The organism is Bacteroides caecicola (assembly GCF_023337095.1).
Lineage (GTDB): Bacteria > Bacteroidota > Bacteroidia > Bacteroidales > Bacteroidaceae > Phocaeicola > Phocaeicola gallinarum.
Genome location: NZ_JAMBLM010000005.1, coordinates 123118 through 145168 on the forward strand (window position 1 = coordinate 123118; position 22051 = coordinate 145168).

At 44.2% G+C, this 22051-nt stretch carries 17 protein-coding genes and 4 tRNA genes; 11 read left to right on the top strand and 10 right to left on the bottom strand.

Translation table 11 applies throughout. The features are described from left to right. Positions 1-277: 277 nt before the first annotated feature. From M3085_RS06555 to M3085_RS06580, 6 genes are all read left to right on the top strand, one after another. The gene (locus M3085_RS06555; protein ID WP_249052562.1) at positions 278-2824 is read left to right on the top strand and encodes an ATP-dependent Clp protease ATP-binding subunit; all 2547 of its coding nucleotides are present in this window, start codon (positions 278-280) and stop codon (positions 2822-2824) included. A 105-nt stretch (positions 2825-2929) separates the two neighbouring features. Next, positions 2930-4975, top strand: coding sequence for a molecular chaperone HtpG (htpG, locus tag M3085_RS06560; RefSeq protein WP_204499957.1), 2046 nt, complete (start codon positions 2930-2932; stop codon positions 4973-4975). 209 nt (positions 4976-5184) lie between these two features. Further along, positions 5185-7497 (top strand): patatin-like phospholipase family protein, encoded by a 2313-nt coding sequence (locus M3085_RS06565; protein WP_249052563.1) that lies wholly within the window; start codon positions 5185-5187, stop codon positions 7495-7497. A gap of 80 nt (positions 7498-7577) precedes the next feature. After that, positions 7578-7651 (top strand) — tRNA-Arg (locus tag M3085_RS06570). A gap of 32 nt (positions 7652-7683) precedes the next feature. Next, positions 7684-7757, top strand: a tRNA-Arg gene (locus M3085_RS06575). A 25-nt stretch (positions 7758-7782) separates the two neighbouring features. Continuing rightward, positions 7783-7856 (top strand) — tRNA-Arg (locus M3085_RS06580). 63 nt (positions 7857-7919) lie between these two features. On the opposite strand, the gene M3085_RS06585 is transcribed toward M3085_RS06580, so the two are convergent. The 3 genes from M3085_RS06585 to ligA all read right to left on the bottom strand — a co-directional run bounded on the left by M3085_RS06585 (position 7920) and on the right by ligA (position 11883). Beyond that, positions 7920-8687 carry a hypothetical protein gene (locus M3085_RS06585; protein WP_178256390.1) on the bottom strand — a complete coding sequence of 256 codons (768 nt, stop codon included), beginning with the start codon at positions 8685-8687 and terminating at the stop codon, positions 7920-7922. 206 nt (positions 8688-8893) lie between these two features. Then, entirely contained in the window at positions 8894-9787 is an 894-nt protein-coding gene (gene dapA, locus M3085_RS06590; RefSeq protein WP_178256389.1) for a 4-hydroxy-tetrahydrodipicolinate synthase, read from the bottom strand. Between the two features lie 92 nt (positions 9788-9879). Further along, a complete protein-coding gene (gene ligA, locus M3085_RS06595) occupies positions 9880-11883 on the bottom strand; it encodes an NAD-dependent DNA ligase LigA (protein WP_249052564.1) in 2004 nt (667 codons plus the stop codon). Between the two features lie 102 nt (positions 11884-11985). Here ligA and trmD point away from each other — a divergent pair, with 102 nt between their 5' ends. Then, positions 11986-12660 carry a tRNA (guanosine(37)-N1)-methyltransferase TrmD gene (trmD, locus tag M3085_RS06600; protein ID WP_178256387.1) on the top strand — a complete coding sequence of 225 codons (675 nt, stop codon included), beginning with the start codon at positions 11986-11988 and terminating at the stop codon, positions 12658-12660. A gap of 75 nt (positions 12661-12735) precedes the next feature. Here the strand turns inward: trmD and M3085_RS06605 are convergent, their stop codons facing one another. The 5 genes from M3085_RS06605 to M3085_RS06625 form a co-directional block, all read right to left on the bottom strand. After that, positions 12736-13647: a dihydroorotate dehydrogenase gene (locus M3085_RS06605; RefSeq protein ID WP_249052565.1), complete on the bottom strand. Its 912-nt coding sequence runs from the start codon at positions 13645-13647 to the stop codon at positions 12736-12738. Beyond that, complete coding sequence (locus M3085_RS06610; RefSeq protein WP_249052566.1) at positions 13635-14411, bottom strand: dihydroorotate dehydrogenase electron transfer subunit; 777 nt, start codon at positions 14409-14411, stop codon at positions 13635-13637. Before M3085_RS06610 ends, M3085_RS06605 begins: the two co-directional genes overlap by 13 nt. 83 nt (positions 14412-14494) lie before the next feature. After that, a complete protein-coding gene (locus tag M3085_RS06615) occupies positions 14495-14944 on the bottom strand; it encodes a helix-turn-helix domain-containing protein (RefSeq protein WP_249052567.1) in 450 nt (149 codons plus the stop codon). 832 nt (positions 14945-15776) lie between these two features. Continuing rightward, the gene (locus M3085_RS06620) at positions 15777-17267 is read right to left on the bottom strand and encodes a UxaA family hydrolase (RefSeq protein ID WP_249052568.1); all 1491 of its coding nucleotides are present in this window, start codon (positions 17265-17267) and stop codon (positions 15777-15779) included. Positions 17268-17272: 5 nt separating this feature from the next. Then, entirely contained in the window at positions 17273-18346 is a 1074-nt protein-coding gene (locus M3085_RS06625; RefSeq protein ID WP_178256382.1) for a LacI family DNA-binding transcriptional regulator, read from the bottom strand. A 123-nt stretch (positions 18347-18469) separates the two neighbouring features. Here M3085_RS06625 and M3085_RS06630 point away from each other — a divergent pair, with 123 nt between their 5' ends. The 4 genes from M3085_RS06630 to M3085_RS06645 all read left to right on the top strand — a co-directional run bounded on the left by M3085_RS06630 (position 18470) and on the right by M3085_RS06645 (position 21220). Further along, positions 18470-19492, top strand: a complete 1023-nt coding sequence (locus tag M3085_RS06630) for a sugar kinase (RefSeq protein WP_249052569.1) — start codon at positions 18470-18472, stop codon at positions 19490-19492. Positions 19493-19520: 28 nt separating this feature from the next. After that, positions 19521-20195 carry a bifunctional 4-hydroxy-2-oxoglutarate aldolase/2-dehydro-3-deoxy-phosphogluconate aldolase gene (locus tag M3085_RS06635; RefSeq protein ID WP_249052570.1) on the top strand — a complete coding sequence of 225 codons (675 nt, stop codon included), beginning with the start codon at positions 19521-19523 and terminating at the stop codon, positions 20193-20195. Positions 20196-20338: 143 nt separating this feature from the next. Continuing rightward, positions 20339-20411 (top strand) — tRNA-Gly (locus tag M3085_RS06640). Between the two features lie 167 nt (positions 20412-20578). Then, positions 20579-21220 carry a phage integrase SAM-like domain-containing protein gene (locus M3085_RS06645; protein ID WP_249052571.1) on the top strand — a complete coding sequence of 214 codons (642 nt, stop codon included), beginning with the start codon at positions 20579-20581 and terminating at the stop codon, positions 21218-21220. 334 nt (positions 21221-21554) lie between these two features. Here M3085_RS06645 and M3085_RS06650 read toward each other — a convergent pair whose 3' ends face one another. Next, positions 21555-21713: a hypothetical protein gene (locus M3085_RS06650; protein WP_249052572.1), complete on the bottom strand. Its 159-nt coding sequence runs from the start codon at positions 21711-21713 to the stop codon at positions 21555-21557. A 2-nt stretch (positions 21714-21715) separates the two neighbouring features. Continuing rightward, the gene (locus tag M3085_RS06655) at positions 21716-22036 is read right to left on the bottom strand and encodes an SH3 beta-barrel fold-containing protein (protein WP_249052573.1); all 321 of its coding nucleotides are present in this window, start codon (positions 22034-22036) and stop codon (positions 21716-21718) included. Positions 22037-22051: the final 15 nt, after the last annotated feature.

Below are 22051 nucleotides of genomic sequence, written 5' to 3' on the forward strand. Positions count from 1 at the left end.
ACCTGATATACGAAACTTTTTGCGCAAAAAAGTGTCGGTTTACCCGCTTAAAAGCGCAAACCCATCCGAGTTTAAACGCTACGGCTAACGTCAGCTGACACTATGGGAAGCGTCGGGTATCGCTATGGGTAGTGTCGGATGTTTCTACCGCATGAATTTTATCATTTTGTGGCACACATTTTGTAAGTAAAAAACAAGATATATAAAAGTTATTATTATAATATGTATCTTTGCAGAGAAATGCAAAAACCAAAGCTGGAAGGAGGATTTACATTATATGAATAACCAATTTACAAAAAGAGTGACTGACATTATCGCATACAGCAAAGAGGAAGCCAACCGGTTGCGAAACACGTATATCGGTCCGGAACATTTGCTGTTGGGGATTCTTCGCGAAGGGGAAGGAAAAGCTGTAGGTTTGTTGCAAAGTTTGTATATCGATTTGCAGGAAATAAAGAGCGGCTTGGAAGTGATGCTGCGTGAAGAATCTGTTACAGAAGGCTATTCTGAAGACATAACGTTTAACGAAAACGCATCGAGAATATTGAAAATGAGTTTATTGGAAGCACGGCTGTTAAAGGCAAACATGGCTGACAGCGAACACATGTTGCTGGCTATCATGCGCGAAGGCAAGAACAGAGCGGCAGAAATACTGGAAACGAAAAACGTGAGCTATCAAAAGTTGATAGACAAACTGGTTCCGAGAACCGAACCGCAAAGCGGAGTTCCGTTCGAAGAAGACGAAGACGATGAGGAGGATAACGGAATACGCCGTCGGGACAACATGGGAAACGAGGGCGGATTTTATTCGCAGGGTGCAAAGCAGTCGTCTGCCCAGACCTCGCAAAAGAAACCGAATAACGACACTCCTGCGCTCGATTCTTTCGGCACTGACATGACGCGGGCTGCCGAGGAAGGAAAGTTAGACCCGGTGGTAGGCCGTGAGAAGGAAATAGAGCGTTTGGCGCAGATTTTGAGCCGGCGTAAAAAGAACAATCCGATTCTTATCGGCGAACCGGGTGTGGGTAAATCTGCTATCGTTGAAGGCCTTGCGCGGCGCATTGTTGAGAAGAAAGTGTCGCGTATACTGTTCGACAAGCGGGTGATTGCGCTGGATATGACTTCGGTTGTGGCGGGTACAAAATATCGCGGACAATTTGAAGAACGCATCCGCGCCATACTTAACGAGCTGAAAAAGAACCCGAATATTATTTTGTTTATCGACGAGATTCATACCATTATAGGTGCAGGTTCGGCTGCCGGCTCGATGGATGCGGCGAATATGCTGAAGCCTGCGTTGGCGCGCGGAGAAATACAGTGTATCGGTGCCACTACCCTCGACGAGTACAGGCAGAGCATTGAAAAAGACGGTGCTTTGGAACGGCGTTTCCAGAAGGTGTTGGTAGAACCGACCACGATGGACGAAACGTTGCAGATATTGAAGAACATCAAAGAGAAATACGAAGAACACCACAATGTCAATTATACGGATGCGGCTTTAGAGGCATGTGTCAAATTGACAGAGCGGTATGTTACCGACCGTAATTTCCCCGACAAAGCGATAGATGCGTTGGACGAAGCGGGTTCGCGCGTGCATCTGACAAACATTTCCGCTCCGAAAGAAATCGAAGAGCAGGAGAAGCTGATTGACGAGATGCGGGCGAATAAAAACGAAGCTGTCCGGTTACAGAATTTTGAGCTTGCAGCCAGCTTCCGCGACCGTGAAAAGCAGTGTATGGAGCAGCTGGAGGTGATGAAAAACGAATGGGAAGCAAAGCTGAAAGAAAACCGTGAAACGGTGGATGCGGAACAGATAGCGGATGTGGTTTCCATGATATCCGGTGTTCCTGTTCAGCGTATGGCGGAAGCAGACAGCATCAAACTGAAAGGAATGCGCAGCGAACTGCTTGCCAAAGTTATCGGTCAGGATAAGGCGGTAGACACGCTGGTAAGAGCCATCCAGCGCAGCCGTGTAGGGCTGAAAGACCCCAACAAGCCGATTGGAACATTCTTGTTCTTAGGGCCGACCGGTGTAGGTAAAACGCATTTGGCAAAAGAACTTGCAGTGCAGATGTTCGGTTCGGCAGATGCCATCATCCGGATAGACATGAGCGAGTATATGGAGAAGTTTACCGTTTCGCGTTTGGTGGGTGCGCCTCCGGGCTATGTAGGTTATGAAGAAGGTGGACAGCTGACTGAGAAAGTCCGTCGCAAACCCTACTCTATCGTGTTGTTAGACGAGATAGAGAAAGCCCATCCCGATGTGTTCAACCTGTTGCTTCAGGTGATGGATGAAGGACGACTGACAGACAGCTACGGACGGACGGTAGACTTTAAGAATACGGTGATTATCATGACTTCGAATATCGGTACGCGCCAGTTGAAAGAGTTCGGAAAAGGCATCGGCTTTACGGCTCAGATGCGTACCGACGACAAGGAACATTCGCGCAGCGTGATAACCAAAGCGTTGAACAAATCGTTTGCGCCTGAGTTTATCAACCGTCTGGACGAAATCATAACGTTCGACCAGTTGGATGTGGAAGCCTTGACCCGTATTACCGAACTTGAGCTGAAGGGATTGTATCAACGGATTGAGAATGTGGGTTATAAACTGGTTATCGATGACGATGCCAAACGTTATGTGGCTTCGAAAGGATACGATGTTCAGTTTGGCGCACGTCCGTTGAAGCGTTCTATCCAGAATAATCTGGAAGACGGTTTGGCCGAGTTGATCATCAATGAGGCTCCTGTGGCGGGCGATACGTTACACGTGGTGTTGGATAAAGACAACGATAAACTGCGGATGATTGTTGAAAAGTCATAAAACAATCCGCCTGAAATCAGACAAAATGTCAGACACGCTTGTGTCTGGCATTTTTTTTGTCTACCTGTAAAGCGGTATTTGAATAACATTAATAATATATAGATTATGCAGAAAGGTAATATCGGGGTTACAACAGAGAACATTTTCCCCATCATCAAGAAATTCTTGTATAGCGATCATGAAATTTTTCTCCGCGAATTGGTATCCAATGCGGTCGATGCCACTCAGAAGTTGAAAACACTTGCTTCGAAAGGCGAGTTTAAAGGAGAACTGGGCGACTTGACCATTCAGGTGAAAGTAGATAAAGATACGATTACCATTTCCGACCGTGGTTTGGGACTTACGGCTGAGGAAATCGATAAATACATTAATCAGATTGCTTTCTCGGGAGCCAACGATTTCCTTGAAAAATATAAAGACGATGCAAATGCCATCATCGGTCATTTCGGATTGGGATTCTATTCTGCCTTCATGGTGGCAAAGAAAGTCGAAATCGTTACCAAGTCGTACCGTGACGATGCAAAATCAGTGAAATGGACATGCGACGGCAGTCCGGAGTTTACGCTGGAGGATGCCGACAGAGCCGACCGTGGTACCGACGTGATATTGTATGTCGACGATGACTGCCGTGAGTTTCTGGAAGAATCACGCATACAGGGGCTACTTAGCAAATACTGCCGGTTCTTGCCTGTTCCGGTAGCTTTCGGCAAAAAGAAAGAATGGAAAGACGGCAAGCAGGTAGAAACGGACGAATATAACGTGATAAACGACAGCACTCCTATCTGGACGAAAAAGCCGAGCGAACTGAAAGACGAGGATTACAAGAAGTTCTACCGCGATTTGTATCCGATGTCTGACGAACCGCTGTTCTGGATTCACTTGAATGTGGATTATCCGTTTAACCTGACCGGTGTACTTTATTTCCCGAAAATAAAGAGCAACATTGATTTACAGAAGAACAAGATACAACTGTATTGCAATCAGGTGTATGTAACCGACTCGGTAGAGGGTATCGTGCCCGACTTCCTGACGTTGCTGCACGGCGTTATCGACTCTCCGGATATTCCGCTGAACGTATCACGCTCTTATTTGCAGAGCGACTCGAATGTAAAGAAAATCTCTACCTACATTACCAAAAAGGTGGCAGACCGCTTGCAGTCTATCTTTAAAAACGACCGTAAAGAGTTTGAAACCAAGTGGGATGATTTGAAGATATTCATTAATTACGGAATGCTTACACAGGAAGACTTCTACGAAAAAGCAAACAAGTTTGCTCTCTTCAAAGACACCGACAGTAAGTATTATACTTTCGAAGAATATCAGACGCTGATTAAAGATAACCAGACGGATAAGGATGGCAACCTGATTTATCTGTATGCCAACAATACAGATGAACAATATACCTACATCGATGCGGCTAAAAACAAGGGCTATAACGTGTTGCTGATGGACGGACAGTTGGATGTTCCGATGATTAACATGCTGGAACAGAAATTTGAAAAGAGCCGTTTTACACGTGTAGACAGCGACGTTATTGACCGCTTGATTGTAAAAGAAGAACAGAAAGGCGAAGAACTTCCGTCAGACAAGCGTCAGGTTCTGGCAACCGTATTCAGAGGACAACTTCCGAATGTGCAGAAGGTTGAATTCAACGTCGATACACAGGCTATGGGCGAAACAGCGGCTCCCATCGTGATTACGCAGGCAGAATATATGCGCCGAATGAAAGAAATGGCAAACATTCAGCCGGGTATGAGTTTCTACGGCGAAATGCCGGATATGTATAGCTTGGTTTTGAACAGCGACCACAAGCTGATTAAACAAGTATTGGCAGACGCTGAATCGGCATGTGCAGAAAAGTTGGTTCCGATTGAATCAGAGATTGCCATGCTCACACTTCGCATGAACGAACTTCATAAAGCGCAAGAAGGCAAGAAGTCTGACGAAATCCCGACGGCGGAAAAAGACGAATTGGCAGACGTGGAAAAGAAATTGGATGACCAGAAGAAGCAGAAAGACGGTGTTATCAATGAATATGCCGCCGGCAATAAGGTGGTTCACCAACTGATTGACCTTGCTTTATTGCAAAACAATATGTTGAAGGGTGAAGCGTTGACTAATTTTGTAAAACGCAGCATCGAGATGATCTGATAATTAATAGTGTCTTTCATTTCAAGATATTGGTTAGGGGCTGTCAGTATTGGCAGCCTCTTTTTTTGCGTGTGTTTTTCCATAGTCCATGCGTATGTTTTTCTGTCCTTTATTTCCCTTTTCCGGAAAGGTAATCCTTAAAAAATCTTTTTTTTTACAGAGTATCAGTTTTTGCTTGTATCTTTGATATTGACTTAACCGAATATTTTATGAAAAGATTAGGCTTCGTGTTGCTGGTTTGTGTTGCGGCTTGGTTTGCGGTACTTCCCCTTTCTGCCCAAAAAGTAGGATTAGTGCTTAGTGGAGGCGGTGCCAAAGGATTAACCCACATTGGTATTATCCGTGCGTTGGAAGAAAATAATATACCTATCGACTACGTGGCGGGAACATCAATGGGAGCTATCGTCGGGTCGCTATATGCGATGGGATATTCGCCCGACGATATGGAGCGTATCATCAAATCGGACGATTTCAAGCGTTGGTATACCGGAGACATTGAGGAAAAATACGTGTATTATTTTAAAAAGAATCCGCCTACACCGGAGTTTATAAATATCCGCGTATCGCTGAAAAATCCGCTTCACAAGATGAAAACACAGATTTTACCGTCGAGCGTGGTTAATCCGCTTCAGATGAATCTTGCCTTCGTTGAACTATTTGGTCAGGCCACGGCCTCTTGTCGAAACGATTTTAATAAACTTTTCATCCCTTTCCGTTGTGTGGCTTCTGATGTGTATAATAAGCGTCCCATCATATTCAGCCGGGGAGACTTGGGCGATGCAGTACGAGCCTCAATGAGTTTCCCTGCCATGTTTAAACCGATTGAAATAGATTCTGTCTTGGCATACGACGGAGGCATCTATAATAACTTTCCGGTTAATGTGATGGTAGAAGATTTTCATCCCGATATCATCATCGGCAGCGTGGTCAGTTCCAATCCCGGAAAGCCCAAAGAAGGCGATCTTATCGGGCAGTTAGAAAGTATGATTATGCAGAAAACCGATTATACGCTGCCCGACTCTTTGGGTATCTTGATGACTTTTAAGTATGATGATGTGAATTTGATGGATTTCGACCGTTTTGATGAACTTCATGACATCGGTTACGAGCGTGCTATTCAACTGATGGATACCATTAAATCACGTATTTCGCGGAGGGTGAACTATCGGCAACTAACCAGACGGAGAATAGCTTATCGAAACGCTTTGCCGGCTTTTCGCTTCCGCAAAATAACCATTGATGGAGTGAATTATCAACAGCAACGATATATCCGCAAAGAATTTCATACGGAAAAAGACGGAAGTTTTGATTTGGAAGAACTTCGACGGGGGTATTTTAGATTGATTTCCGATAATATGATTTCAGAAATCCTTCCCCACGTTACTTATAATCCGATAGACAGCGTATTTAATTTGCGCCTGAAAGTAACGATGGAAGACGATCTGTCTCTGCGTGTGGGAGGAAACGTCGGTTCGAACGGTTCAAATCAGGTTTATGTGGGGGCGACTTATCACAACCTGAATAACTTTGCGAAAGAATTTTCGTTTGACGGACAGTTGGGGCAGATTTATAATAATGTCCAGCTTTCCGGACGTATTGATCTGCCTACACGTTTACCTACTTCTTATCGTCTGGTAGCTTCGCTTTCTACGTTCGATTATCAGAAGCAGGGCAAATTTTTAACGAAAGGAAATAGCCCTGTTTTCAATAAGCAGAAGGAAGAGTTTGTAAAACTTTATGTGTCCATTCCATTCCTCAGTCGTCAGAAAGCCGAATTTGGCATTGGGTTAGGCAATTTGGAAGACCAGTATTTTCAGACGAACATTATTGATTTTTCTACGGCGAAGAGAGATCGGAGTCAATACACGATTTTTGGAGGGTCGGTTGCACTGGACGGCAATACGTTGAACAGCCGCCAGTTTGCTACGTCGGGACGCAGAGAAAGATTGGCTGCACATATTTATACCGGGCGTGAACATTTTTATCCCGGCATCGGAGAAGACTCTTACGAGGGTGGGTATAAATACATACAGTCGTGGCTGCAATTATCTTACGAATTGGAGCGATATTACAATTTACGTCACAATTTCACGTTAGGGGCTTATCTGCACGCCTATTATTCATCGCGTAACTTCAGCCATAATTATCGGGCAAGCATGATGCAGGCAGGAACTTTTGCACCTACAGCTCACAGTAAGATTACTTATAATGAGGCTTTCCGTGCAAACCAATTTATAGGAGCAGGTATTTGCCCCATTTATCAGTTCAACTCTGTTTTTCATGCTCGGGCGGGAATTTACGGTTTTGTTCCGATATTTCCAATCAAGCAAGACGCTAACCGGAAAGCTTATTACGGCGAATTATTCCACGGTGTAGAATATTTGGGAGAATTGGCTTTGGTTGTTAAACTTCCGTTTGGTGCGATAAGCGCTTACGTAAATCATTATAGCTCACCGTCTAAGAACTGGAATTTCGGTCTTACACTGGGCTGGCAAGTATTCGGAACGAGATTTATGGAATAAATTATTGCAAAAAAGTTGCTCAAACATTTGGTAGTTTCATGAAAAAGCCATACCTTTGCACCCGTTAAGAAAAGACACAAGGCCGCGTAGCTCAACTGAATAGAGTAGCTGACTACGGATCAGCCGGTTACAGGTTTGAATCCTGTCGCGGTCACTGTTCTTTGAAATTCTTAAACAAGAAGTTTTGGCCACGTAGCTCAACTGAATAGAGTAGCTGACTACGGATCAGCCGGTTACAGGTTTGAATCCTGTCGTGGTCACACTTCGTCATAGTTAATAATTGATGGCCGCGTAGCTCAACTGAATAGAGTAGCTGACTACGGATCAGCCGGTTACAGGTTTGAATCCTGTCGCGGTCACAGAAGTTCCTACTTTCTGAAAAGAATGTAGGAACTTTTTTTATGTCTTATTGCTTTGTATAATCACTTTCCTATCGTAACCCAAAATATTTTCTTCAGACTGGTTATGCCGGGATACTGTTTTTGGAAATCAGAAGTAACATCAAGCTCCCATGCACCGAATTGAATTTCTGAATTACAGTCTGTTGAATCAATGTTTTCTGCAAGTAAGTTCCCACGATAAACAAAGTTTAAAGACGCTCTTAACCCATCGTCGACAAACAAGTTATAATCACTCCATACGAATGGCACATTCTCTATCAGGTGATTTGAACTTTTACCATCGGTTGCTGTAAGCTGTCCGGCATCGGCTTGGTCAAATTCAAATAAGATATGGGCATTGTTCCATTCTTCGGTGGCGGTAAGTTCTTCTTTTATCAGTTCTTTCTCTTCTTCCGAAACTCCTTCTATTTCATAATCGATTTTTAGAACGATAGCTTCGCGCAGATCCGGTTCCACCACAATCCGTACCAATGCTGCGTTATGCGCATCGTCTTGCACTGTTAGTTCTGCTGTTCCGACACTTTGTGCATAAACCCGTATATATTCGTTATTAACGACCTCGGCAGTGGCAACTACTTCATTATTTGAAAAAACACCGTAAGTACCCACTCCTCCATACATGGCTATTTCTCCTCCGTGGTTGATGCGGTAAGAAATGGTTCCGTCTTTTATCGGGAAATTCATGGCAATCTCTGACGACTGTTGAAAGAGTTCGATGGAGCTTTCATCTTTACATGAAAAGAAGAACAAAGAGAAAGCTAATAGCAGAGAATAAAGATATGTTTTCATCGTATGCCTAATTATCAAGATAAGTATATTTGCAAATAAACTAAAAAGATGGGGGAAAAACAATTTATCTGTCTATTATTAGGCTTTGGTTTGTATACTTTTAACATAAGGTCGCTTCATTGGCAACTTTCTGGTTTCCAGATACAAAAAATCCTCCTTGCAAATTCATGAATCTGTAAGGAGGATTTCTTGTATAGAGGTTGTAATCAACATTTTATTTTTAGTTGCTCCAAGATGCGGCGCATTTCTTCATAGGTGGTAATACGAGTTGGCACAAGAGGAAGGCGAAGGCGGTTCTCAATCATGCCCATCATGCTCAGCATTGCTTTCACGCCTGCCGGATTACCGTCGACAAACAATAGCTTAAACAGTTCGGTAAATTTGTGATGGATGCTTAGTGCGCTTGTATAATCACCAGCCAAAGCCAAGCGTGTCATGCGGCTGAACTCTTTCGGGAAAGCGTTGCCGATAACTGAAATAACTCCTACCGCTCCCAGCGTAATAAGCGGGAAGGTAATGCCGTCGTCTCCGGAGATGACATCGAAGTTTTTAGGTTTGTTCTTGATGATATCATCCATCTGCGTAATATTTCCCGATGCCTCTTTTATGGCAACGATGTTTTCAAAGTCGCGTGCAAGTCGGAGCGTAGTTTCAGCAGTCATGTTTACTCCCGTACGTCCCGGTACATTATAAAGAACCACCGGAAGTTTGGTAGCATTTGCGATGGCTTTATAGTGTTGGTAAATGCCTTCTTGCGAGGGCTTGTTGTAATAAGGAACTGCAACCAATACAGCGTCTACACCGCTGAAATCATCGTTTTTCAAAGTATCGACAACCGTTTGGGTACAGTTGCTGCTTACGCCCAACAAGATAGGAATACGCCCGTTTACCCGTTCTACAACAGTTTGTTTTATTTTCTTTTTCTCTTCGGCAGTCAATGTCGGAGTTTCTGCGGTAGTTCCTAATACACAAAGAAAATCAGTTCCGTTTTGCACCTGAAATTCAACCAACCTCACCAGCGCATCATAGTCTACGCTTCCATCTTCTTTGAAAGGAGTAATCAGAGCCACTCCCATTCCTCTAAGTCTTCTCTGTATCATAGATAAGTTCGTATACACGTTATTTTGATTACAAAAGTAGAAATATTTTCTGTTAAAAGTTTATTTTTAATAGCTTTTTAGTCTTTTCTTTATTATTCTTCTGCTATCATTGACAGAAACTCGTTTTCATCGATGATGGGGATGCCCAATTTCTGTGCTTTTTCTAATTTGCTTGGACCCATATTGTCTCCGGCAAGAATGAAACTTGTTTTCTTTGAAATGCTTCCTACATTTTTTCCTCCGTGTTTCTCGATGAGGTCTTTGTATTCATCGCGCGAATGTAAAGCAAACACACCGCTGATGACGATTGATTTACCTTGAAGTCTGTCGGTGTGTCCGGATAAATCTTCTTCATCGGCCTCCAACTTTAATCCGGCTTGGCGCAAACGTTCGACAAGCATCCGGTTTTGTTCGTTCGAGAAGTACAGCAGGATGCTTTGGGCTATTTTCTCACCAATCTCGTCAACGTGAATCAGTTCGTCCAATGTTGCTGTTGCCAATGCATCGATGGAACGGAAGGCTTTGGCTACTTTTTTGGCGACTGTTTCGCCCACAAATCGGATACCCAATGCAAAAAGAACCCGCTCGTAAGGGACTTGTTTCGAGGCTTCGATGCCTTGAATGATATTTTCGGCAGACTTTTCTCCCATGCGTTCCAGCTTACAGATGTCTTCTGCTTTCAACGTGTACAGGTCGGCAACGTTATGAATCATCCCTTCCTGATAAAACTGGTCTACTGTTTCCGGTCCGAGTCCTTCAATATTCATTGCCCTGCGGCTGATGAAATGCTCGATTTTACCTTTGATTTGAGGCGGACAGGCCGTTTCGTTCGTACAATAATGGGCAGCCTCGTCTTCATAACGGATTAATTTGCTTCCACATTCCGGACAGTGGGTGATGAAAGTAACCTTTTCGCTGTTTTGCGGACGCGATGCAACGTCTACACCTGTAATTTTCGGGATGATTTCTCCTCCTTTTTCTACATATACCATGTCGCCGATGTGCAAATCCAGCGAGGCGATAATGTCGGCATTATGCAGTGAAGCCCGTTTGACGATAGTTCCCGAAAGCTGCACAGGTTCCAAGTTGGCTACCGGAGTCACCGCTCCTGTTCTGCCTACCTGATAAGTTACTTTCAGCAGTTTGGTCAGCGCCTGTTCTGCTTGGAATTTATAAGCGATGGCCCAGCGAGGCGATTTGGCCGTATAACCTAAATTGCGTTGCTGGCGCAGGGAATTTACTTTGAGTACGATTCCGTCGGTAGCCACCGGCAGATTTTTCCGCTCTACATCCCAATAGTTGATAAATTCAAAGATTTCATCCAGTGTACGTACCTTGCGGGTGATGTGAGATATTTTGAATCCCCATTTTTCAGCCTCTTGCAGGTTTTCGTAATGTCCGTCATGAGGCAAGTTGTCTCCCAGCAAGTAATAAAGGTAGGCATCCAGTTTTCTGCTGGCTACGACGGCCGAGTTCTGAGACTTCAACGTCCCCGAAGCAGCGTTACGCGGATTGGCGAAAAGCGGTTCTTCACGTAATTCCCGCTCGCGGTTCAAGTCCTCGAATACCGTCCACGGCATCAGAATTTCGCCTCTTATTTCAAAATTTTTCGGATAACCTTCTCCGTGAAGTACCAGCGGAATGCTTCGGATGGTTTTTACATTGTCTGTCACATCGTCGCCCTTTACGCCGTCGCCACGTGTTACGGCGCGCACCAGTTTTCCGTCTTCATACGTCAGCGAGATAGATGTTCCGTCGAACTTCATTTCGCAGCAGATTTCAAAATCCTCGTTGAGCGATTTACGTACACGCTCATAAAAGTCTGCCACTTCGCTTTCCGAGTAAGTGTTCCCCAGCGAAAGCATCGGGTATTTATGTTCTACTTGCGTGAAGTTCTTGTTAAGGTCACTGCCCACGCGCATGGTCGGCGAGTTGGCATCGAAACATTCCGGATGTTTTGCTTCCAAATCTTGCAGCTCACGCATCAGTCTATCGAATTCTTGGTCGCTGATAACCGGGGCATTGAGTACGTAGTAATTATAATTATGCGCATGGAGTTCGTTGCGCAACTGATTGATTCTTTCTATTTCTGTCATGGTTAGTCTATGAGATGTTTCTTGCAAAAATAGCAAAAATGTCTTTTCAAGAGATGCCGGACGGCGGAATATTCGTATTTTTGCTGAAAAATAACAAGAGATATGAGAATAGACATTATAACGGTTTTGCCCGAAATGATAGAGGGCTTTTTCAATTACTCTATCATGAGCCGGGCGCAGAAAAAAGGCATTGCTGAGTTTCATATACATAACCTGCGCGACTATGCTTACGACCGCTACCGCAAGGTCGATGACTATCCGTTTGGCGGATGTGCGGGAATGGTGATGAAGATAGAGCCGATAGACCGCTGTATTTCTGCTTTAAAGGCGGAGCGCGATTACGATGAGGTGATTTTCACCACACCCGATGGCGAGCAGTTCGATCAGAAGATGGCGAATACGCTTTCGTTGAGTCAGAATCTGATTATCCTGTGCGGACACTTCAAGGGAATAGATTATCGCATACGCGAACATTTCATAACAAAGGAAATCAGTATCGGCGATTATGTACTTACGGGGGGCGAACTGGCTGCGGCGGTGATAGCCGATGCCGTCGTGCGGATTATTCCGGGAGTCATCTCGGACGAGCAGTCGGCGCTGTCGGATTCTTTTCAAGACAATTTGCTTGCTCCGCCGGTTTATACGCGCCCGGCTGAATACAAAGGATGGAGAGTGCCCGATATTCTTTTATCAGGACATGAAGCAAAGATTCGTGAATGGGAATTTCAGCAGTCGTTGGAACGTACGCAACGCTTGCGTCCCGACTTGTTGAAATGATAAATAATATTTACGTTATTCCGGTTCAGAACAGGCGGAAAGCCCGCCCGGTCTGAACAGGATTTTTTTATGTCTTTATACTTCCAGTGCTCCAATGATGTCGCGAACGGAAGCATACCCGTGACGGTTCAGATAATCATCAATGCCGGCAGCTACTTTCACGGTAACGGCAGGGTCGATAAAGTTTGCGGTTCCTATCTGGATAGCCGTGGCTCCCGCCAGCAAAAACTCTACGGCATCTTTCCAGTTCATGATACCTCCCAGTCCGATAACCGGAATCTTCACGGCATTAGCTACCTGCCATACCATGCGCAACGCGATGGGCTTAACTGCCGCCCCGCTCATTCCTCCGGTGACGGTAGACAATACAGGCTTACGTTTTTCAGCGTCGATAGCCATCCCCAGCAGCGTGTTGATAAGCGAAACGCTGTCCGCCCCGGCACCTTCTACTGCACGTGCTATCTCCGTAATGTCGGTTACGTTCGGCGAGAGCTTTACAATCAGTGTCTTTTTATATGCCTTGCGCACCGCGCTTACCACCTCGGCAGCTCCGCGGGCAGTCACGCCGAAAGCCATACCTCCCTGCTTTACGTTCGGGCAAGAGATATTCAGCTCGATGGCAGGGATATTCTCAAGTTCGTTGATGATGCTTGCCGTTTCTGCATAATCCTCCACTTGCGAGCCCGATACGTTTACAATCATGTTGGTGCGTATATCCTTTATCGTAGGATAGATGTGTTCTACAAAATAATGCACTCCTTTATTCTGAAGTCCTACGGCGTTCAGCATCCCCATCGGAGTTTCCGCCATACGCGGATAAGGATTCCCTTCACGGTGATGAAGCGTAGTACCTTTCACGATGATGCCCCCGATTTTCTCCAAGTCAACAAAGTCTTGAAACTCCAGTCCATAACCGAATGTACCCGATGCCGTCATCACCGGATTCGCCATATTCAGCTTGCCAATGTTTACACTTAAATCTGCCATAATAATTTCTTTATATTAAATACCGGACCTTCTTTACATACACACACGTGTCCTTCTTTTGTGTTCTCTACACAGCAAAGACAAGCGCCCACGCCGCACGCCATGGTATTCTCCAGCGACACTTCGCATTCGATGTTGTGTTCGTTTGCATATTTGGCTACCGCCATCATCATGGGTTTGGGACCGCAGGTGTAAATTTTGTCAAATTTATTTCCCTTCAGAATACTGTGCATAGTCACGTATCCTTTCTCGCCTGCGCTGCCGTCTTCCGTCGTGGTGTACACATCGCCGAAGGCTCCAAACTGTTCCAGTTGCAGCAAGTCATTCTTTGAGCGCGCCCCCAAAAGGAAGGCTGGTTTGCATCCCATTTTCAGCAAGGCTTCACCCAAGTAGAGCATGGGTGCCGTACCTACGCCGCCACCTATCAGCAATACCTTTTCGTCGGGAGTTTGCGGCATCGAAAATCCGTTCCCCAGCGGGAGCACTACGTTTACGGTATCGCCTTTTTTTACAGTAGCCAGTTGGCGTGTTCCGTCGCCTACCAGTTGGATTAAGAACCACACTTCGTTTGTAGTCCTATCTACATAATTGATGGATATGGGACGACGCAAGAATGTAGTGTTCGAACCATCTACTCGGATTTCAGCGAACTGTCCCGGAAGCATGTCGGGCAGAGGCTCGGATTGAGTTAATTTGATGAGGACATAGTTGGTGTGCAACCGTATGTTCTCTGTAACCGTTAAATCTAAAATGTATTTCTTCATACAAAAATCAGGTAAATCGTTTCGTAGGGCAAAGATACGAATTTACATAATACAACCCGACAAAGCGGCAGGGCGATTATCAGCTATTTTTCCGGTTTAAAGGTTTCATACGTTCCGTTATCGAAGAAAATTCTTATTTCTGTTATTTTGGGATGAGGCTTTTCTATATACTTAATTTCTTCTCTTACAGTTTCTTTAGGCATGTAAAACGGCGGTTGTGGCGGGTTTTCCTTGCGAAAATCGTTATCGCCCGACGGTTTGTCCGTAAATTCGCGATTCTCGGCAGCCTGAGAAAACAGGTCAATGCCGGTAACAGCCTGTTTCCGGGTTTCCATTTGTCCCTCTCCGTAGAGAAGCCAATCGAGATTGACATACGGACATGCCTTATGAATCCGCATTACCACATCCAGACTTGGGTTATTGCGCCCGCTGAAGATGTGAGAGAGCGAAGAGGTGGAAACACCGATTTTCTCGGCAAATTCGGCATTCGTCAGTCCCTCTTTCTGCATTATTTGTTGAATACGGTCTTTCATTTACAGATGTAATATTAAAAATTTCATATTACAAAGGTATAAATAGGGATTGACAAAAGCAAATTTAATTTTAGAAAAGTAAAGTTTTACAAATGTATTATATAGGTTGTGATTTCTATCCAAATAGCTGTATTACAGATGTAAATCCCTTATTTTTACTTGAATAATCGCTTTAATATCAATCCTTATGTTAATGGTAATAACGTGATTAATAAACAAATATAGGTGTAAAACGCTTGCTTTACATACGTAAACCGATGATTTGCATAAATTATTGGAGTTTTTATTTATATATTCTTGTTATTTTTCTGATTTTCAATACTTAAAAGGTTCATATTAAGCCATTAATATCTATACGGTTACAATAGTATTTGTTTACATTCCGATTGGAAACAAATATGGATTCTAATAGCCTGACTCCCCTATCCTACTACAAATGTACACAAATTACAGCTGATTACATTTGTAATATTACATAAATAAACCTGCTTCCCGTTACATTTGTAATATGATTCGCTTTAAAATGCCCCGTGCTACTCTGCCATTGGGAGAACCTTACGTGTTATGCTGAGATTTTAAAATTTGCGGAGAAAGTCTCGTGCGGCTTCAAATTTTGGATTCTCGCGATTTAGCCTGCGAGACTAATCATGGAGTCTGAAAACGCTAACGGTAGAACCCATCAACGCTATGGGTAGAACGAAGTAACGCTACCGCATGGAATGAGTAACACTAACGGTAGCGTTTTTACGGAAGATGCCGATGGAAAATATATCCTGCGATTTCGTCAGATAAGAACATTTATAGAAGTGCGCTATGCGAATAAGCAGCGGGACTATAAGGTTACTCCGGTTTTAAAGATGGCAAGTTCGTGATATCCGGCTCGCTCGTTGCTAACCTGCTCCCCGCTTGCTACTCTGATAACGTAATCGATAAAGCGCCGGCAGGTAATTTCGATGGACTCGCCCTCAACGATAGTCCCTGCATTAAAATCTATCCACTTCGGCTTGTGTTTTGCCAGAGCCGAGTTGGTGGCTATTTTAAGTGTGGGCACGTAAGTACCGAAAGGTGTACCGCGTCCGGTGGTGAATAGAATCAGGTGGCAACCGCAGGCTGCCAATGCCGTTGCTGCCACAAGGTCGTTGCCCGGAGCCGAAAGCAGATTCAATCCTTTCGACTGCAACCGTTCGCCGTAGGACATTACCCCCGACACGTAACTTTTTCCGCATTTCTGCGTACACCCTAATGCTTTTTCTTCCAGCGTGGAAATTCCGCCGGCTTTGTTTCCGGGCGAAGGATTTTCACCCACCGGTTCGCCATGCGAAAGAAAATATGTTTTAAAGTCGTTTATCAAACATACGGTTTGTTCGAATAATTCTTTGTTACGACATCGGTTCATCAATATCGTTTCCGCACCAAACATCTCCGGAACTTCGGTTAATACCGTTGTTCCGCCTTGAGCTATCAGGTAATCGGAAAACAGTCCCAAAAGCGGGTTTGCCGTGATGCCTGAAAAACCGTCGGAACCTCCGCATTTCAGTCCTATCCGAAGTTCCGACAGAGGGATGTCGGTACGCACATCCTCCTTGCAGCGTGCATAAATCTCGCGTAAGATACGCATACCCTCTTCCAGTTCGTCGTCTACATTCTGAGTTATCAGGAAACGGATTCGCTCGTTGTCATACGCACCAAGATATTTACGGAAGTCGTCGGGCTGATTGTTCTCGCAGCCTAAACCTACCACCAATACGCCGCCGGCATTGGGGTGAAGCGTTGTGTTGCGCAGAATCTTTTTTGTGTTTTCATGGTCTTCGCCTAACTGAGAACAACCGTAATTGTGCGGAAAAGCCCGAATGCCGTCTATCCCTTTACCGCCGGTTTCGCGCTGCAATAAATCCGCCAGTCGGCTGACTACACCGTTCACACATCCTACGGTTGGGATTATCCAGATTTCGTTGCGGATACCTACTTCGCCGTTCTTGCGCCGATAGCCTTTGAACGTTTTGTTCTCTTGCGGAATATCAAGTAAAACGGTTGTCGGCTGATAGCTGTATTCTAACAAACCGGACAGGTTCGTTTCGATTTCCCGTTCACTTATCCAGCTTCCCTGTGCCATCGGCTTGATGGTATGACCGATGGGATAACCGTATTTGATTACATTCTCCCCTTTTATGAATTTTTTTAACGTCATCTTGTGTCCGGCAGGCACATCGGCGCGCAGGGTGATTTCCTCTCCGCATATACAAATCGTTTCCCCTGCTCGAAGCGGGAGAATCGCCACAGCTACATTATCCGCAGGATTTATTTTCAAACAGCGAGTTTCCATGATTTTTATAAAGTATGGCTGTCGATGTAGAAGTCCATGTTATCTACCGTTATCAAACTGATGGGCATGTAATTGTACTGCTTTACTTTTTTCTTTAAGATTAAATGGTTACATAAACACTCTATGCTGTTGTATCCTTGTAGCGTAGGCTGCTGGGCAATGATAAAATCCACCGTTCCGTTTTTCAGACAGGATACGTTACGCCGCAAAAGGTCGTACCCCATCAAACGGAAATCTTTCCGCCGGTGTTTCTCCATATATTCGCCGATGATGTATACTTTCGAATTGAATGTAATGCCGCATGTGACATTAGGATGTGAAGCAAAAAAATGATCGAGCAGCGGTTCGTTTTCGTCAGGCTGTTTGGCGTAAAAATTCAGCTCGTGTATTTTCAAATCAGGGTGATGCTCTTTCATGTATGAATGGAATCCTGCTTCTCGATAAAACTGCTGGTTAGAACCCAAATGACCTTCATTTATCTGTCGGAAAACAACTATCTCTTCGCTCTCCTGCGACAACAATTTCAGGATACGGGCTGCAAAATAACCGCTTTGGCGCGCATGTTGCCCATAAAATGCCAAAGGATTAAGACGTGGGATATTAGAATCTATAAATATATAAGGTATGCCTGCACGCTGTAACTGAGATACGAAAAGTGCTGTTTCATCCTCACCCGTCGGCGACAAAACAACGGCATCAGGAAGCGACTGCATGACAGATTCTCCAACGGCCTGAAACGCTCCCGAAACATACTGGTCGTAATAAAACGTTTCTAAGGAAATATTAAAATCAGAATACGTACTTACAGCTTGAGCCATGCCTTGCTCTACATCTTCCCAATATTCCCCCGAAACGTGTAAAGGGATAAAACAAGCGAATTTATATTTTTTATTCGAGGCTAATGCGCTGGCATACATGTTAGGCTGATAGTCTAACTGTTTCAACACCTCCTCTACTTTCTTTCGGCTTTCTGCTGATACTCCGCTTCGCCCATGAAGCACTCTGTCTATTGTTCCTACCGAAACTCCTGCTTGGCGAGCTATATCTTTGATGCGGATACGCCCTTGTTCTTTCTCCATATATCTACTTGTTTCATGAGTTTTTACGGAACAAATATATTGCTTTTTTTGCTAATTAAAAAATAAGATGTACCTTTGTGTGCGCACACAAAGCGAACAAATCTAATATTTAAACAAAAAACGATGGGAAAAATTGTAACTTTAGGCGAAATCATGCTGCGGCTGTCTACCCCGGGAAATACCCGTTTCATACAGTCGGACAGCTTTGATGTAGTGTATGGTGGAGGCGAGGCAAATGTTGCGATTAGTTGTGCCAATTACGGACACGATGCTTATTTCGTTACGAAACTGCCGAAACACGAAATCGGGCAAGGAGCCGTGAACGCTCTACGTAAATATGGTGTAAAAACAGATTATATCACACGAGGCGGAGACCGCGTAGGCATTTATTATCTGGAAACCGGAGCATCCATGCGTCCGAGCAAAGTTATTTACGACCGTGCCCACTCTGCAATAGCGGAAGCAGAACCGGAAGACTTCGATTTTGACGCGATAATGAAAGATGCCGATTGGTTTCATTGGTCCGGCATCACACCGGCTATTTCTGATAAGGCGGCAGAATTAGTCCGCTTGGCTTGCGAGGCAGCCAAACGTCAGGGAGTAACCGTATCAGTTGATTTGAATTTCCGTAAAAAATTGTGGACAAAAGAAAAAGCCCAGTCCATTATGCGCCCGTTGATGAAATATGTAGATGTATGTATTGGCAACGAAGAAGATGCCGAACTTTGCTTGGGATTTAAACCGGAAGCCGATGTAACCGGTGGAAAGACTGAGGCAGAAGGATATAAAGGCATATTTATGGCAATGGTGAAAGAGTTTGGTTTCAAATATGTTGCATCCACGCTACGCGAATCTTTCTCTGCAACTCATAACGGGTGGAAAGCCATGATTTATAATGGAAAAGATTTTTACACATCGAAACATTATGACATCGACCCCATTGTCGACCGTGTAGGTGGTGGAGACGCTTTTGCCGGAGGAATCATTCACGGTTTATTGACCAAAGCAACTCAGGGAGAAGCCTTAGAGTTTGCCGTGGCAGCTTCAGCACTAAAACACACGATTAATGGAGATTTCAATCTGGTGTCGGCTGACGAAGTAGAAGCATTGGCAGGAGGTGACGCCAGCGGTAGAGTGCAACGCTGATTTTTTAATCTCTATTTTTATATGAATTATGGCTAAATTTGATAAAATAACCGTATTGACTCAAATCGGTTCGACAGGCATGGTTCCTGTGTTTTACCATCAGGATGTAGAAATAGCCAAAAAGGTAGTAAAAGCATGTTACGAAGGCGGTGTTCGGGCTTTCGAATTTACCAATCGTGGAGACTTTGCCCATGAAGTGTTTGCTGAACTGATTAAATACGCGAACAAAGAATGTCCGGAAATGGCATTGGGTGTCGGCTCGATAGTAGACGCCCCTACCGCAGCTTTGTATATTCAGTCGGGAGCTAATTTCATCGTAGGCCCGCTCTTTAATCCTGAAATAGCTAAGGTATGTAATCGGCGGCTGATAGCCTATACTCCGGGTTGCGGAAGCGTTTCCGAAGTTGGTTTTGCGCAAGAAGCCGGTTGCGACCTTTGTAAAATTTTCCCCGGCGATGTACTCGAAGTCAATTTGATAAAAGGTATGCTTGCCCCGATGCCGTGGTCGAAACTAATGGTAACGGGCGGCGTAGAGCCCACGCAAGAAAATCTGAAAGGCTGGATAAAAGCCGGTGTGTATTGTGTCGGTATGGGTTCGAAGCTATTCCCCAAAGACACAATAGCTGCCGGAGACTGGGCATACATTACGAATAAATGCAGAGAAGTTCTTGCCTATATCCGCGAGGCACGTCAAATAGCTTAATATAATAATGGGAGGCACAGTATAAGCACGGTTCTTGCTGCCTCCCATAGGCATTATCAAATTAATTTCGCCGGATAAATAAAAAAATCAAGATTAGTATTGGATATTCCCAAAATAAAATCTACTTTTGTCGGCGAATAAATGCGGCAGTAGCTCAGTTGGTAGAGCATCAGCTTCCCAAGCTGAGGGTCACGGGTTCGAGTCCCGCTTGCCGCTCTGAGGTAAGGAGGGATTTCAGCAATGATTTCCCTCTTTTTTGCTTATTATAAGCCGTTTATACAGAGCAGTTAAGATTCCTTTAGAAAATACACTTTTTACAAGTAGTATTTTTGTCATACAAGTAAACTAAAAATGTTTTAGCAATGTTTTAACCGGAAAATGAAATGGCAACTTTTAAACCAACGATATTCAAAGATAGGCAACGCGAAGATAAAACGTGGAATGTAACAATCAGATTTACACACAACCGGAAAACAAGGTATCTTTCCACAACCATGTATGTGACCAGAAAAGACCTTACTGCGAGTTTCAAGATAAAGAACCAGCAGATTCTTGACAGATGCGATGCGCTCATTAAGGAATACAGGAACAAAATAGACGGATTATTCCTTGAGGTTAATGATATGGATATTGACTCCATTGTCGAGGTTATGAAATCCGACAAAGGAAACAAAACCGAAATAGACTTCGTAGAATTTTCCCGCAAATGGTTTGAAAAGCATAAGGAGCTGAAAGGATTGAAAAACTATCAAAGCGCATTAAATTCCTTCTGTTCTTTCATGGGGAGAAGCGTGGTGTATTGCAGTGAAATAACGGTAAAGACAATGAAAGCCTATGAAGAATTTCTATCTGGGAAGATGCGGGCAAAGTCTCTCTATACGTCAAAAATAGTACGTCTTTTCAATGAGGCAAGGGAGTATTACAACGATGAGGATAATGACATTATCAGAATCAAAAACAGCCTATCAAAATACAAACCACCCAAAATGAATGTTGCTGAAAAAGCGGGCTTTGTCAGTAGATGAAGTGAGAAAGATACTTTCCCTTCCATATTCAAACTTGAAGATAAGGAATGAACAATGCAGGCGTGATTTGGCTTTAGATTGTTTTAGGTTGTCATTCTGTCTCATGGGGATAAACTCAGCCGACTTGTATAACGTAATGGAATACGATGGGGAACACATAACCTATTATCGTACAAAAACAAAAGGCCGGAGAAATGACCATGCAAAAATGGTAGTCCGCGTACATCCTTTCATTAAACCACTGATGAAAAAATACAAAGGGAAAAACCGGGTGTTCAACTTCTGCGAACGCTTTTTCTCAATGGGAGACCTTAACCGCTCTATCAATATAGGACTAAAAGAAATCGGCAAAGAAATTGGGGTTGAGAGCAAGTATCCCGTCTTTGGAATCCACGTTGTAGGCTTTCTGTACATCTTCTTCTGCCATGCCCTTGACGGATTCAACCTCTGAATAGAGGTCGTCAAGCCTGTTACTTACGTCTGTCGTTTTCATTGTCATGCGATTTTTATCAGGTTTGCTTTCTTGAAAGACCGCCAGTTTTGGCGTTCTGTGTCGTAATAGCATTGAACCGTGTCGTTCTTTGCCCTGTCAGATTTACCCGTTTCGGGTACGAGTTCGCTTTTCAAAGTACCGTATGCCTCGCGTACCGTGCCGTCAACTTTCAGAAAGTAGAACTTTACGATTCTGTCCTTCATCTGTCCCATCAGCTTCATATTAGCCCACGCGCATTTGAGTGCTTCGCTCATCGTGTAGCCGTTTCGTTTTACGAACTGCCACGCAAGGGTCATAATCTCGTGCAATACATTTCTTTTCATGGTCGTGCGGTTTTT